A 14,840-nucleotide genomic window follows, 5' to 3' on the forward strand; every position below is an offset into this window, starting at 1 on the left:
AAACTAACACTCTGTGCTACTGACAAAAATAGATACAGGAGTATTGAACACACGGTGAGTCAAACCGCAGGGCTACTCTAACCAGTTCAGATAAGCTGGACAATTGTTAGATATGACAGGTAGCTGATTGATTTTTCACCAGCCACATAGTGCTAAGTTGATATTTATCATTTAGTTAGCAATTAAGCGTATAAACATTTTCTGCGGTTGTCATATCGATACAACTAATGAACTATGATGGCATTCTCTGCTGAATCCCACTCTCTCACCGAGCAGGTACAGATTGAAACGTGTTTCCCCGCTCTGGAGCAGCCTGCTGTTGCTCACTGTCCCCATCCTGCTCTGTCTGTCGCTGAGCCCGTTGATGGGCAAGGCGATCGCCCACTATCTGTTGCAACAGAAGCGGGTCGAGATAGAGTCCGCCATGGCGGGGCGTCAGCAGACGCTGGAAAAGAATATCGAGGATCAACTGGCCCACTTTGCCTTCGACTGCGGCGTGCAGGACATGGCGCTGCTGCGGGATCCCAAGTACTACAGCCCTCACATCCGCCTGCAGGGGCTGAGGCTGGCGTCAGGCAAGGGCTGCTCCAGCCTGGGGCCGGATCTGCCGTTCATCAATACGGTCATTCTCCCGGATTCGAAAGACAATGCATTCGAGCTCACCGCCACCATGCCCGAGTTTGATACCGAGCAGGAGCTGGTCGTGCTCTTCAAACGGCAAGGCAACCTGGCTTACTGGGTACTGAGCAACAGCTGGAGTCACGCCATCCTGGAGAAACCCTGCTCCGACTGCTTCTATCTGGAGTTCAGGCCGCTGGTACCGGGGCTCGCGCGCCACAAGATCTTCCCCCGCGGCGATCAGGCCATCAAGGACGAGCCCGGCAACCAGAGCCTGAACTTCTCCCCGCCGTTCAACAAAGTCCAGCAGACCCTGTGGTCCGGTCAGGCCTTGCAGGCCTATGCCTTGAATCTGGCGTATCGGGGAGCACTCTGGGTCGGGGGTTCACTGGGAGCCTTGCTGCTCGCCGGCTACTGGCTGCTGCGCAGCTATCGACGCTCCCTCAAGGGATTGCTGCACACCGGGCTGGCTCGCCAGGAGTTCGTCCCCTTCTACCAGCCGATTGTCGACAGTCGCACCCAACGGGTGGTCGGCTTTGAGGCGCTGCTGCGCTGGCAACGGGATGGCGACGTGACCTCCCCCGGCGCCTTCATCGCCTATGCGGAGCAACAGGGGTTGATCCTGCCGATGACGGAGCAGTTGCTGGACAAGGTGATCGCCGATCTACCGCAACTGGCACCGGAGCAGTGGGTCAGCGTCAACCTGGTTGCGGCTCACATCGAACACCCTCATCTGCGCAATCAGCTGCAACGGCACCAATGGCCTTCCCCTGCCCGCCTCACCTTCGAGCTCACCGAGCGCGAGCCCATTCTGGACATACAGGCGGCCAACCGCGAGATCACCTTGCTACAGGAGAAGGGCTATCACTTCAAACTGGACGACTTTGGCACCGGTTACGGCGGCTTCGCCTATCTGCAGCGGCTCGGCATCCGCCAGATCAAGATCGACAAGATGTTCGTCGACACCATAGGCACGGATGACCCCAAGCGTAACCTGCTGGATGCCATCATCGCCTTTGGCCTGAAATCCGACATGGAGATGATTGCCGAAGGGGTCGAGACCCAGGCCCAGGTCGACTACCTCGGCCAGCATGGCGTCTATCTCATCCAGGGTTATCTGTTCGGCCGCCCCATGCCGCTGCCGGAGTTGCTTGACTGGCAACAGGCACGAGGCTAATAGCTCCATCCCCCTCCTGTGGGCACAAGATGTGGCCCGCAGGCACTCGCCGGCTAGCAATTGCGCTCACCATACCGCCATCAGTGAAATGAATTTTCACGAACCGGGCGCCCGTCCCTTATCATGTGTCAGGTTCGCCATGCATCACGCGAACTGATCCCCGTTCCCCGTCGGCCTGCGCCGCCCTGAGATGAGAACCGCTGCCTATGAAGTCATTTATCCGGCAAGAGATTGCCCTGCCAGCTGGCCTGCTGACCCTGCTGTTTTTCAAGACGCTGGGGAGTGACCTGCTGACAGAGGCGACCCCCCTTGCAATCTACCTGCCGGTATCGCTGGCCCTGCTCGCCATCGTCACCTGGGCCATCTTCTCGGTGGTGCGTCACTCGGATGCCCTCGCCATCAAGCTGGGCGAACCCTTCGGTACCCTGATCCTGACCCTGTCGGTCATCTCGCTGGAAGTGGTGATGATCTCCTCCGTCATGCTGACCGGCGATCCCAACCCGGTGATGGCCCGCGATACCATGTTTGCCGTGGTGATGCTGGTGACCAACGGCCTGGTGGGCTTCACCCTGCTGTTTGGCGGCTGGCGCTATCACACTCAGAATTTCAATCTGGATGGGGTGAAATCCTATCTGGTGGCCATTATACCGCTGGCCCTGCTCTGCCTGGTGCTGCCTAACTTCACCGAAGGGGGTAATCTTGGCAGCATGTCCAGCGCCATGTCCTGGATGCTGATCATCATCTCCATCCTGCTCTACGGCGTCTTTCTGCTGATCCAGACGCGCAGCCACAGCCACTTCTTCGTCGACAGCGATAACGAGGATCACGAAGAGCACCACGGCATACTGCACAGCAACGTCTACCACACCCTGCTGCTGCTCGCCTATCTGCTGGTGGTGATCCTGCTGGCCAAGACCCTCGCCATCCCCATCAACTACGGAGTCCACGTGATGGACGCCCCGGCGGCCCTTGGCGGTTTCATCGTGGCCTGTATCGTGCTCGCGCCCGAGGCCGTCGGCGCCATCAAGGCGGCCTTCAACAACCAGCTGCAACGAGCCATGAACCTCTACTTCGGCTCGGTGCTGGCCACCATAGCGCTCACCGTACCGGCCGTGCTGTTTATCGGCGCCATGCTGGATCAGGAAGTGCGCCTCGGCCTCTCTCCTGCCGACATGGTGCTGCTGATCACCACCCTCATGGTCTGCAAGGTGACCTTCAGCAGCGGTCGCACCAATGTGCTGCACGGCGCCACTCATCTGGTGTTGTTCGTGGTCTATCTGTTCCTGATGTTCGAGCGGACCTAGCAAACCCCTTGCCTGAGACGAAAAGACCGCCCCGAGGGGCGGTCTTTTGTTAGGTGTCATCGGTGATGATCCCCGTTGGCTCAGAAGCTCGGCAGCACCCCGGCCGGGATCAGGTCGTTGTAGCTGGCGGCGCCCAGCAGGGCGGCGGCGGCTTCGATGTCCGGCGAGAAGTACCTGTCCTTGTCGTAGAAGCTAACCTGGCTACGCAGCCGTCCCTTGGCCAGCTCGATGAGCTCGGTGCTGCGCAGTGGGGCACGGAAATCCAGCCCCTGGGCGGCTGCCAGCAACTCGACCGCCAGGATGCCGCGGGTGTTCTCCGCCATATCCGCCAGCCGGCGCGCGGCGAAGGTGGCCATGGAGACGTGATCCTCCTGATTCGCCGAGGTGGGCAGGCTGTCCACCGAGGCCGGGTGGGCCAGGCTCTTGTTCTCGGAGGCGAGCGCCGCCGAGGTGACCTGGGCAATCATGAAGCCGGAGTTGACGCCACCGTTGTTGACCAGGAAGGCGGGCAGGCCCGACATGCGCGAATCGATCAGCAGCGCCATGCGGCGCTCAGAGAGCGAACCAATCTCGGCGATGGCCAGCGCCAGGTTATCGGCGGCGAAAGCCACCGGCTCGGCGTGGAAATTGCCGCCGGACAGGATCTCCTCGTCCTCGGCGAACACCAGCGGGTTGTCAGAGACCGCATTGGCCTCGCACACCAGCACCTCGGCCGCCTGGCGGATCTGGGTCAGGCAGGCACCCATCACCTGAGGCTGGCAGCGCAGTGAGTAGGGATCCTGCACCTTCTCGCAGTTGTGATGGGACATGCCGATCTCGCTGCCATCCACCAGCAGCTGGCGATAGCAGATGGCCGCGTCGATCTGGCCGCGCTGACCCCGTACTTCGTGGATGCGGGCATCGAACGGACGACGGCTGCCGAGCGCCGCCTCCACACTCATGGCACCGATGGTGATGGCGCCGGCAAACAGATCCTCGGCGTGGAACAGCCCCTCCAGCGCAAACGCCGTGCTGGCCTGGGTGCCGTTGAGCAGCGCCAACCCCTCTTTCGGCGCCAGGGAGATGGGCGCGATCCCGGCAATCTTGAGGGCGCTGGCGGCGTCCATCAACTCGCCCTTGTGGCGAGCCTTGCCCTCCCCGATGAGCAGACAGCTCATGTGAGCAAGGGGTGCCAGATCGCCGGAGGCGCCGACGGAGCCCTTCTTCGGCACCACCGGATAGACCTCGGTATTGATCAGTCGCATCAGGGCTTCCAGCACTTCCAGCCGGATGCCGGAGAAGCCGCGTGCCAGGGAGTTGACCTTGAGCACCATCATCAACCGCACAGTAGCGTCATCCATGTACTCGCCGATGCCGGCGGCATGGGACAGCACTATGGAGCGCTGCAGCTCGTCCAGCTGCTCCACCGGGATGCGGGTGTTGGCCAACAGACCAAAACCCGTGTTGATGCCATACACCACCCGGTTTTGCTCGATCACCTTGGTGACCACGGCGGCAGAGGCGTGGATCCCCGGCAGGGCGGACGAGTCCAGGCTGATATGGACCGGCTCACGGCTGACGCGGCGCAGGGTAGCGAGGCAGAGCTTGCCCGGTAACAGATTGAGTTCAAACATCTTATTTTACTCCTTTGCGGGCAGCAGCCAGCATGGGCAAGTCCAGTTTCGCCTCATGGGCACAATCGATAGCAATCTCGTAACCCGCGTCCGCGTGACGCATCACGCCGGTGGCCGGATCGTTGCGCAGCACCCGGCCGACCCGTCTGGCGGCGTCATCCGTGCCGTCGCAGACGATGACCACGCCTGAATGTTGGGAGAAGCCCATACCGACCCCGCCACCGTGGTGCAGGGAGACCCAGGTCGCACCGCCAGCGGTGTTGAGCAGGGCATTGAGCAACGGCCAATCGGAGACCGCATCCGAGCCATCCATCATGGACTCGGTCTCACGGTTCGGGCTGGCCACAGAGCCGGAATCCAGGTGATCGCGACCGATGACCACGGGCGCCTTCAGCTCACCGTTTTTCACCATCTCGTTGAAGGCGAGGCCGAGACGCACCCGATCCTTGACCCCGACCCAGCAGATCCGCGCCGGCAGGCCCTGGAAGGCGATGCGCTCGCGGGCCATGTCGAGCCAGTTGTGCAGGTGGGGGTCGTCCGGGATCAACTCCTTGACCTTCTGATCCGTCTTGTAGATATCTTCCGGATCCCCTGACAACGCCACCCAGCGGAAGGGGCCTATGCCCTCGCAGAACAGCGGACGTATGTAGGCGGGCACGAAGCCGGGGAAGTCGAAGGCGTTCTTCACCCCCTCCTCCAGTGCCATCTGGCGGATGTTGTTGCCGTAATCCAGCGTCGCGGCACCACGAGCCTGCAGGGTCAGCATGGCTTCGACCTGGCGGGCCATAGAGTGGCGGGCGGCCTGATTTACTTCCTGAGGGGCGCTCTTTTGCAGCTCGCGCCACTGAGGGACGCTCCAGCCCTGGGGCAGATAGCCGTGGATGGGGTCATGAGCCGAAGTCTGGTCGGTCACCACGTCCGGGGTGATGCCACGAGCCACCAGCTCGGCGAAGACATCGGCTGCGTTGCCGAGCAGGCCGACGGAGACGGCGGTGCCGCTCTGCTTGGCATCCTCGACCATGGCCAGCGCCTCATCCAGACTGCGGGCTTTCTTGTCGACGTAGCGGGTCTTGAGGCGAAAATCGATACGAGTCTCGTCGCACTCCACCGCAATCATGGAGAAGCCTGCCATGGTGGCGGCCAGCGGCTGAGCACCGCCCATGCCGCCCAGACCACCGGTCAGGATCCAGCGCCCGGCGGGTTCGCCATTGAAGTGCTGGTTCGCCACCGCGAAGAAGGTCTCGTAGGTGCCTTGTACGATGCCCTGGGTGCCGATGTAGATCCAGGAGCCGGCCGTCATCTGGCCGTACATCATCAACCCCTTCTTATCGAGCTCGTTGAAGTGCTCCCAGTTCGCCCAGTGCGGTACCAGGTTGGAGTTCGCAATCAACACGCGTGGCGCGTCCTTGTGAGTCTGAAACACCCCGACCGGCTTACCGGATTGCACCAGCAGGGTCTGGTCTTCCTCCAGTCGGGTCAGCACCTCGACGATCTTATCAAAACAGGCCCAGTTGCGAGCGGCTCGACCGATGCCGCCATACACCACCAGGGACTGGGGGTGCTCGGCGACCTCGGGATCCAGGTTGTTCATCAGCATCCGCAGCGGCGCCTCGGTGAGCCAGCTCTTGGCGGTGAGCTGGGTACCGCGCGGGGCGCGGATCACGCGGCTCGGATCGTGACGAGGATCCTGGTGTTGCTCAGACATACACACTCCTTGTTTTATCAATGCAGCAGCATTGCGACCTGCCCTCGGCAGATCGCTACTTGGTTAACTGATGGACTAGGCGGGCGGCCACGCGGGCGCTGCGGTTGTCCTGATCCAGGCTCGGGTTGTACTCGGCCAAATCGGCAAGCCGGAGCTTGCCGCTGGCCCGGATATGGGCGATCAGGGGTTCGATGACCGCCAGCTCGACGCCACGGGCGGCGGGGGCGCTCACCCCCGGCATCACGGTGCCGGGCAGCACATCCAGATCGATGGTGAGATAGAGGTGATCACAGCGGGCGATAAAGGCATCCAGCCCATTGAACAACTCGGGCAGATTGGCCTGGGTCATGGCCTCGTCCAGCACATGCCAGACCCCCAGCGCCTCGGCGCGAGCAAACAGAGCTTGGGTGTTGGCAGTCTCAGCCACCCCGAGACAGGCGTAGTGGAAGGGGGTGCCCTGGGTGGCGCACTGCTCGGCTATCTGGAAGAAGGGGGTGCCGGAGCTTGCCTGCTCCTGTTTCATGCGCAGGTCGAAGTGGGCATCCAGGTTGATGATGCCGACCCTGCCCTTGCCACCCGCTTGTTGCAGAAGGTGGCGATTGAGGCCGCTCCAGCTGCCGAACGCCACCTCGTGACCACCGCCGAGCACCAGCGGGAAATGGCCCTCATCCAGCAGGCGGGCGACCCGTTCGGCCAGCCGACCGTGAGCCGCGTCGAGATCGCCATCGTCACAGTGCAGATCGCCGCTGTCGTAAACCGGCTGACTCAGATGCCAGGCGCTGTTGGCCAGCATTTTGCGAATAGCTTCGGCGGCGGCGGCGGCCCCTACCCGCCCCTTATTGCGGCGCACACCTTCATCACAGGCAAAACCCACCAGGGCCACGCCAGGGGTGGCATTCGCTTGCCCGGACTGCGCTTCTTGCCAGGGTTGTACCTTGTCGTGCCAGCGCAGGGCCAGCTCGCCATCTTCCGGATCCCGGCGCCCTTGCCAGACGGACATGTCCATGTTGTGCCACTCAGCCATGGTGGGTCTCCTCACCATTCACCACCCGGCTCACCAGCTGATCGACGCCGATGAGATAGCTGAGCTCGGCTGGATGGGCGCAGTTCCAGACCAGAAAGTCGGCCAGCATGCCCACTCTCAACTGCCCCAATCGCTCCTGTTCGCCGAGTGCGCGGGCGGCGTGGCGGGTCACCCCGGCCATGGCTTCGACCGGCGTCAGGCCGAACAGGGTGCAGGCCATGTTCATGGCCATGCGCAGGGAGACGATGGGCGCCGTACCCGGATTGATGTCGGAGGAGACCGCCATCGGTACCCCGGCGCGGCGCAACGCCTCGACCGGGGGCAGCTTGGTTTCTTTTAGGAAGTAGAACGCGGTAGGCAACAAGGTGGCGACCACGCCGCGATGGGCCAGCGCCTGGATCCCGGTCGCGTCCAGATGCTCGAGGTGATCCACCGAGAGTGCACCGAAGTGGGCAGCGAGCGTACTGCCCCCCAGATTGGAGAGCTGATCCATGTGCCCCTTCACCGCCAAATTGTATTGATCCGCCGCCAGATAGACCTGCTCGGTCTGGGCCAGGGAGAAGCCGATATGTTCGCAAAAAACATCCACCGCATCCGCCAGACCGGCCTCGGCCGCCGCCGGGATGATCTCCTGGCAGATGGTCTCGACCCAGGAATCGGGATCGTCGCGATATTCAGGCGGTACCGCATGGGCGGCCAGCAGGGTGGTCTTGACCCGAATTGGCAGCGACTCCCCAAGGCGGCGGGCGACCCGCAGCATCTTGAGCTCATCCGCCAGGGTGAGACCGTAGCCAGACTTGATCTCGACCGTGGTAACCCCCTCCCGGATCAGAGACTTGATCCTCGGCACGGCCAGCTCATAGAGCCGATCCTCGCTGGCGGCGCGGGTCGCGCGCACCGTGCTGAGGATGCCACCGCCCTTGCGGGCAATCTCGGCATAAGGCACGCCCTGCTGGCGCAGCTCGAACTCTTCGGCGCGGCTGCCGGCAAAGATGAGATGGGTATGGCAATCGATGAGACCGGGGGTCACCAGCTTGCCCTTCATATCCCGCCAATGGGCGGGATGAGGTCCCTTGAGATCCTGCATGGGCACCAAGGCGTGGATCTTGCCATCGTGGACGCCGAGGGCGTGAGGCTCCAGCAGGCCATAGTCCGCCAGATCGGGGCGCAGGGTGGCGGGCATTACGTTGAGCCAGACCCGCTCGCAGTTCAACAGTTCCTTGTTCATAGCGACCTCAAATGTATATACAATAATTTATAGCCGATCCCTGGCGAGAAAGATAGGATCGAGTTCACATCTTGATAACAGCCATTTCATTAGAGTTTAAGCACAAAAAAGCCCACCTAAGGGTGGGCTTTGCAAACAAGATATGTATACACAATTAAGCTAAGCGTGCCTTGGAAGTCAGCTTGTAGCGGGAACCGGGTGAGAGCAGGCGGGCATAGGAGACCAGGTAGCCATCCGACCAGGTGCGACGATGCAGCAGCAGGCAGGGGGTATCGACCCGTACCTGCAACAAGCCGGCCTCACCGGCGCTCGGCAGCACAGCCTCCACCACATGCTCCATCTCGGAGAGCGGGCAGATTTCCATCAGATAGCTGTTCGGTGTCAGCTGGGTGAAGTCCTGCTCGCCATAGCCCGGCAGGCGCTGTGCATCAACGAAACGCTCCTCCAGCTGCAGCGGCTCCCCATCGGCCTGATGGACGATGAGACTGTGAAAGGTCGGCGCACCCACTCGTAGCCCGAGCCGCACCGCCACCTTCTCGTCGGCGGCCTGGCGTTGCAGGCGGATCACCCTGGCGCTGTATTGACTGCCCCGCTCGGCGATCTCCTCGGCGATGTTGCGGATCGCCAGCAGGGGAGACTCGGCCCGCCGGTCCGCCACGAAGCTGCCGGAGCCCGCGCTGCGATGGAGCCAGCCCTCTGTCACCAGCTCGCGCAGCGCCTTGTTGACCGTCATCCGGCTCACGGCAAATTGCTCGCACAGAGCCGCCTCGGTCGGGATCCGATCCCCCGCCTGATAGTGGCGTTCGCGGATCCCGTCGAGGATGTGTTGCTTGATCTGCAGGTAGAGGGCGGGAGCCAACGGCAGGATCCTCAGCGACGACGGTGGGGAGGACGCATGTCCGGCCAGGCGCGATAGACATCCGCGATCTGATCCGGGCCGCTGATGCAGAGATCCAGATCGTGCAGCAGGCCGTCCTTGATGCCATAGATCCAGCCATGCACCGCCAGCTCCTGACCCTTGCGCCAGGCGTTCTGAATAATGGTGGTGTGGCAGACGTTGGCCACCTGCTCGGCCACGTTCAGCTCGCACAGGTAGTCGTGGCGCTCGTGCTCATCTTCGATGGCATCCAGCTGCTCACGGTACTTGAAGTAGACATCCTTGATGTTGCGCAGCCAGTTGTCGATGAGCCCAAGCTCTTCGTTGCGCATGGCCGCCAGCACGCCACCACAGCCGTAATGGCCGCAGATGATGATGTGTTTCACCTTGAGCACTTCGACCGCGTATTGCAGCACCGAGAGGCAGTTGAAGTCGGTATGCACCACCAGATTGGCGACGTTGCGGTGGACGAAGACATCCCCCGGCAGCAGGCCCATCAGCTGGTTGGCCGGAACCCGGCTGTCGGAGCAACCGATCCAGAGGTACTCGGGCGCCTGCTGGGCGGAGAGGGTAGCGAAGAACTCGGGATCTTCGGCCTTGATCCGTTCCGCCCACTCGCGGTTATTGGTAAACAAGTCGTTCAACAGTTTCACTTCTGCTCTCCCTAGAGTGTTAATGGCGGCAACATACCATATTCAACGGGATTGGGGGCAAGGTGCAACAACAGATCCGATCTGATGAGGCGGATACAAAAACAGGGCCATCAGGCCCTGTTTTGTGTTGGAGCATGCCCTCAGGCATCCATGGCGTCTTTCAGTTTCTTGAGCGCGTTCTTCTCAAGCTGACGCTTCCGCCCTGCGAACGATCTCAGGAGTCCATCGCATCCTTCAATTTCTTGAGGGCATTTTTCTCAAGCTGACGCACCCGCTCTGCGGAGACACCATAGGTATCGGCCAGCTCCTGCAAGGTGGTCTTGCTCTCCTCATCCAGCCAGCGGGCGCGGATGATGTGCTGGCTGCGCTCATCCAGAGTCGCCAACGCGGCGCTCAGACGACGGGAAGCATGGTTGTCCCAGTTGTCGTTCTCTATGGTGGCGGCCAGATCCGAAGACTTGTCTTCCAGATAGTGGACAGGGGCGAAGCCACCTTCGTCTTCATCATCACCGACCAGATCGAACGCCTGATCGTAGTTGCTCATCCGTGCTTCCATCTCGGTCACATCGGTCGGGGAAACCCCCAGTTCGGCAGCCACGGCCTGCACCTCGTCGTGGCTGAACCAGCCCAGACGCTTCTTGGATTTACGCAGGTTGAAGAACAGCTTGCGCTGCGCCTTGGTGGTGGCCACCTTGACCATGCGCCAGTTGCGCAGGACATATTCGTGGATCTCGGCCTTGATCCAGTGCACGGCGAAGGAGACCAGTCGCACGCCGACACTCGGGTCGAAGCGCTTGACCGCTTTCATCAGACCGATGTTGCCTTCCTGCACCAGGTCAGCCTGAGGCAAGCCGTAGCCGGCATAGCTCTTGGCCACGTGAACGACAAAACGCAGGTGCGACATGACCAGCTGACGAGCAGCCTCGAGATCGCCACCCTGCTGCAAACGCGTCGCCAGCTCACGCTCTTCCTCTGCGCTCAGCACCGGAATAGAGTTAACTGCCTGGATATAGCCTTCCAGACTACCTTGCGGAATCAGGGCCATAGTGCGTTGCAATGAAGTTCCCATGTTCTACCTCTTACTTTTCAATCGAATCAGTCTAACACCCTGAGAGGGTCTGTCTACCGACCGGACGCCATTCTGCGGCCCGCATCAAACATAAGTCAAACATCAGTCCCAGCCTGAACCCGGCTTATCTTAGGCCGACGGGATGAATCATAAATGAACAGTCAAAAAAAAGGGGTCACAGTGAAGGACCCCCGAAAAGTAGCATGCTAAGTCCATTGTTGCGGAGCTCGCAACCTTCACATGCTTGCCAAGTCAGACGAGCAAGGCAGAGGGGCCATACCCGTATACATTCTGTCGCACTTAATAGACTGCTTATAAATCAAAAGGTTCACAGGACTCAGGTAAGATCCTGAAGGCAGGTATCATTCAGATTACTCTGAGAAATGTGGCCGTGCCAGAAACGGCCACTTTTTTACGCGATCCCGTTCTCAAAATCCAGCGCTTTGCGGACAGGATCACACAATCAGGAGGGTTCGATGTCGCGGATATGCCGATGCACCGAAAACCAGGACGCAATCAGCCCCAGCAAGGCCCCGAGCAGTATCAGGTTGAAGCCATCGACCGCCCCCATGCCCACCAGCCGGAAATTGCTGTTATAGAGCCCGGCCAGCTCCTTTACCACGCCCTCACTCCAGATCACCATCACCTCGGTCAACCACCAGGCCAGCATGCCGCCGATGACCCCGAACCAGATACCGGTATAGAGGAAGGGGCGGTGAATAAAGGCATCGGTCGCCCCCACCAGCTTGAGCACTTCGATCTCGGAGCGCTGGTTGAGGATATTCAAACGCAGGGTGTTGCCGACGATAAGCAGCACGGCGGAGAGCAGCAACACGGCGATGCCGGTGATGGTGTGGCGCAGCAGGTTCATGATGCCCTGCAAGCGGGTCAACCACTGCAGATCCAGCTTGCCCTGCTCGATGCCGGGTTCATTCTCCAGCTTGGCGAGCAGTTCGGCGGCCCCTTCCGGGTTCTGCCAGCGCGGATCCGGGATCACGCTCAGCACCGGCGGCAGCGGGTTGCTGTCGAGGTAGTCGAGAGCGTCGCCGAAGCCGGAGATCTCGCGAAACTCCTTCAGCGCCTCGTCCCGACTCATATAAGTGACTGATTCCACCTCTGGATATAGCAGGATCCGCTGCTTCATATCGAGAATGCTCTGTTCCGGCAGATCCTTGCGCAGATAGAGGGAGATCTGGGAGCTGGTCTGCCAGCTGCCTTCCACCACCTCGGCATTCTTCAGCAACACGTGGAAGCAGGAGGGCAGCGCCAGGCTGACGCCGAGCACCGCCAGCGTCATCAGGGAGGCGAGCGGGTTACGCCACAGCTCCCCCATGCTGGAGAAGGCCTGACGGGTATGATCCACCCAGTACATGGCCATCCGACGTAACAATGGCTGTTTATGACGAACGATAGCCATCAGATCTCCTCCCCGTGCCCGGCATCAACGACATGAGCCACCCGAAATACCAGCGATAGCCGCCCAAGCAGAGGCTGTTTATGACGCGCAACAGTAGCCATCAGCTCTCCTCCTGCTCTTGCGAATACATGCGCCCCGCCTTGAGGGTCAGGGTGCGATAGCGCATGCGGGCGATGAGCCCCAGATCGTGGGTCGCGATCAACACAGAAACCCCGAAACGGTTGAACTCCTCGAACAATCGCATGATGTCCATGGAGAGCTGGGGATCCAGGTTACCGGTCGGCTCATCCGCCAGCAGCAGCGGCGGCTTGTTGACGATGGCGCGGGCGATGCCAACTCGCTGCTGCTCACCACCGGACAGCATGCGTGGCTGATAGCGCTCCTTGCCAAGCAGACCTACCTTGTCCAGCGCCGCCGCCACCCGCTTGTTGATGTCGGCATGGCTATAGCCGTCGATCACCAGTGGCAGGGCCACGTTGTCGAATACGGTTCTGTCCATCAGCAGCCGGTGATCCTGGAAGATCATGCCGATCTGGCGACGTACATAGGGGATCTGGCCCCGCTTGATCTGGCTGACATCGTCGCCATGGAAGAAGACCCGGCCATCGGTTGGCCGCTCCATTACGCTGATGAGCTTGAGCAGGGTACTCTTGCCCGCCCCGGAATGGCCGGTCAGGAAGGCCATCTCCCCCTTGCGCAGGTGGAAGCTGACCTTCTGCAGCGCCTGGTGGCCACCGCTGTATACCTTGCTGACCTTATCGAAACGAATCATAACGGATCCCTGACATTGACAAACCCCGACCTGAGTCGGGGCCTGTGGCGTTTACTGATCATGCCTGAGCTTACTCATCGCGACTGAAGAGTGCCTCGATAAAGTCATTGGCGACGAAGGGACGCAGATCGTCGATCCCCTCGCCCACCCCGATGTAGCGGATCGGGATCTGGAACTTGTCAGCCACCGCGAAGATGACGCCACCCTTGGCTGTCCCATCGAGCTTGGTGAGGGTGATGCCGGTCAGCCCCACCGCTTCGCTGAACAGCTTGGCCTGGCTCAGGGCGTTCTGGCCGGTGCCCGCATCCAGGGTCAGCATGATCTCGTGCGGCGCCTCGGCATCCAGCTTCTTCATCACCCGCACCACCTTCTTGAGCTCTTCCATCAGGTTGCTCTTGTTCTGCAGGCGGCCGGCGGTGTCGGCGATCAGCACGTCGGCCCCGCGGGAGCGGGCGGCTTCGATGGCATCATAGATGACGGAGGCAGAATCGGCGCCGGTATGCTGGGCGATCACCGGGATGTTGTTGCGCTGACCCCACACCTGCAGCTGCTCAACGGCGGCGGCACGGAAGGTATCACCGGCGGCCAGCATGACGCTCTTGCCCTCGGCCTGGAACTGCTTGGCCAGCTTGCCGATGGTGGTGGTCTTGCCCACCCCGTTGACGCCGATCATCAGGATCACATAGGGCTTCTTGCTGGTGTCGATCACCAGCGGCTTCTCGACCTGAGCCAGCATCTCGCCCATGTCCTGCTTGAGCAGGCCGTAGAGCGCCTCGGCATCCTTGAGCTGCTTGCGATCCGCATGCTGCACCAGACCCTCGATGATGCGACTGGTGGTGTCGACCCCCAGATCTGCCGTCAGCAGCTGGGTTTCCAGCTCCTCGAACAACTCGTCGTCGATCTTCTTGCCACGGAACAGGCCGAAGAAGCCGGAACCGATATTTTCCCGGGTGCGCACCAGACTGCGCTTGAGGCGAGCGAAGAAGCCCTCCCGCTGCGGCTTGTCCTGAGTATCGTCATCCACCTTGGCGGCCAACGGCAGGGCAGCCAGGGCGGCGGCGTCGGCCTCCATCTCGGCGATCAGGCGAAGATCGTCCGCTCGCTGGGCCTCTTTGGCGATACGGGCTTCTTCCGCAGCCTGCGCTTCGGCAGCAATGCGAGCGTCTTCCCCAGCCTGAGCCTCGGCAGCAACACGAGCGGCTTCCGCAGCCTGAGCCTCGGCAGCAATACGAGCGGCTTCCGCGGCCTGAGCCTCAGCGGCAATACGAGCGGTCTCCGCAGCCTGGGCCTCGGCGGCAATGCGGGCGGCTTCAGCGGCCTGCGCTTCGGCAGCAATGCGAGCGGCTTGCGCAGCCTGTACCTCGGCGGCAATGCGAGCGGCTT

Annotated in this window: 12 protein-coding genes; 2 read left to right on the plus strand and 10 right to left on the minus strand. The window is 61.4% G+C overall.

Going from position 1 to position 14,840, the window contains the following annotated elements; translation table 11 throughout:
* Positions 1-283 precede the first annotated feature (283 nt).
* Positions 284-1,795, plus strand: a complete 1,512-nt coding sequence (locus tag BN1137_RS06615; protein ID WP_050717818.1) for an EAL domain-containing protein — start codon at positions 284-286, stop codon at positions 1,793-1,795.
* A 206-nt stretch (positions 1,796-2,001) separates the two neighbouring features.
* Positions 2,002-3,099 carry a calcium:cation antiporter gene (locus BN1137_RS06620; RefSeq protein WP_050717819.1) on the plus strand — a complete coding sequence of 366 codons (1,098 nt, stop codon included), beginning with the start codon at positions 2,002-2,004 and terminating at the stop codon, positions 3,097-3,099.
* 80 nt (positions 3,100-3,179) lie between these two features.
* On the opposite strand, the gene hutH is transcribed toward BN1137_RS06620, so the two are convergent.
* From hutH to ftsY, 10 genes are all read right to left on the minus strand, one after another.
* Entirely contained in the window at positions 3,180-4,712 is a 1,533-nt protein-coding gene (gene hutH / locus BN1137_RS06625) for a histidine ammonia-lyase (protein WP_050717820.1), read from the minus strand.
* Position 4,713: 1 nt separating this feature from the next.
* The gene (gene hutU / locus BN1137_RS06630) at positions 4,714-6,417 is read right to left on the minus strand and encodes a urocanate hydratase (RefSeq protein ID WP_050717821.1); all 1,704 of its coding nucleotides are present in this window, start codon (positions 6,415-6,417) and stop codon (positions 4,714-4,716) included.
* A gap of 55 nt (positions 6,418-6,472) precedes the next feature.
* On the minus strand, positions 6,473-7,441 hold the full coding sequence (gene hutG / locus BN1137_RS06635; protein ID WP_050717822.1) for a formimidoylglutamase: 969 nt from the start codon (positions 7,439-7,441) through the stop codon (positions 6,473-6,475).
* Positions 7,434-8,669, minus strand: a complete 1,236-nt coding sequence (gene hutI, locus BN1137_RS06640) for an imidazolonepropionase (protein WP_050717823.1) — start codon at positions 8,667-8,669, stop codon at positions 7,434-7,436. The genes hutG and hutI overlap by 8 nt, the downstream gene beginning before the upstream one ends.
* A gap of 154 nt (positions 8,670-8,823) precedes the next feature.
* The gene (gene hutC / locus BN1137_RS06645) at positions 8,824-9,528 is read right to left on the minus strand and encodes a histidine utilization repressor (RefSeq protein WP_050717824.1); all 705 of its coding nucleotides are present in this window, start codon (positions 9,526-9,528) and stop codon (positions 8,824-8,826) included.
* 11 nt (positions 9,529-9,539) lie between these two features.
* On the minus strand, positions 9,540-10,199 hold the full coding sequence (gene can / locus BN1137_RS06650; RefSeq protein ID WP_042642783.1) for a carbonate dehydratase: 660 nt from the start codon (positions 10,197-10,199) through the stop codon (positions 9,540-9,542).
* Positions 10,200-10,413: 214 nt separating this feature from the next.
* Entirely contained in the window at positions 10,414-11,268 is an 855-nt protein-coding gene (rpoH, locus tag BN1137_RS06655) for an RNA polymerase sigma factor RpoH (RefSeq protein WP_050717825.1), read from the minus strand.
* Positions 11,269-11,731: 463 nt separating this feature from the next.
* The gene (gene ftsX / locus BN1137_RS06660) at positions 11,732-12,685 is read right to left on the minus strand and encodes a permease-like cell division protein FtsX (protein ID WP_050717826.1); all 954 of its coding nucleotides are present in this window, start codon (positions 12,683-12,685) and stop codon (positions 11,732-11,734) included.
* A 100-nt stretch (positions 12,686-12,785) separates the two neighbouring features.
* Entirely contained in the window at positions 12,786-13,457 is a 672-nt protein-coding gene (ftsE, locus tag BN1137_RS06665; RefSeq protein WP_033131646.1) for a cell division ATP-binding protein FtsE, read from the minus strand.
* Positions 13,458-13,527: 70 nt separating this feature from the next.
* Positions 13,528-14,840, minus strand: a 1,313-nt coding sequence (gene ftsY, locus BN1137_RS06670; RefSeq protein WP_232306901.1) for a signal recognition particle-docking protein FtsY, incomplete at its 5' end; no start/stop codon positions are given.

Origin of the sequence: Aeromonas tecta (assembly GCF_000820185.1) — a bacterium.
GTDB lineage: Bacteria > Pseudomonadota > Gammaproteobacteria > Enterobacterales > Aeromonadaceae > Aeromonas > Aeromonas tecta.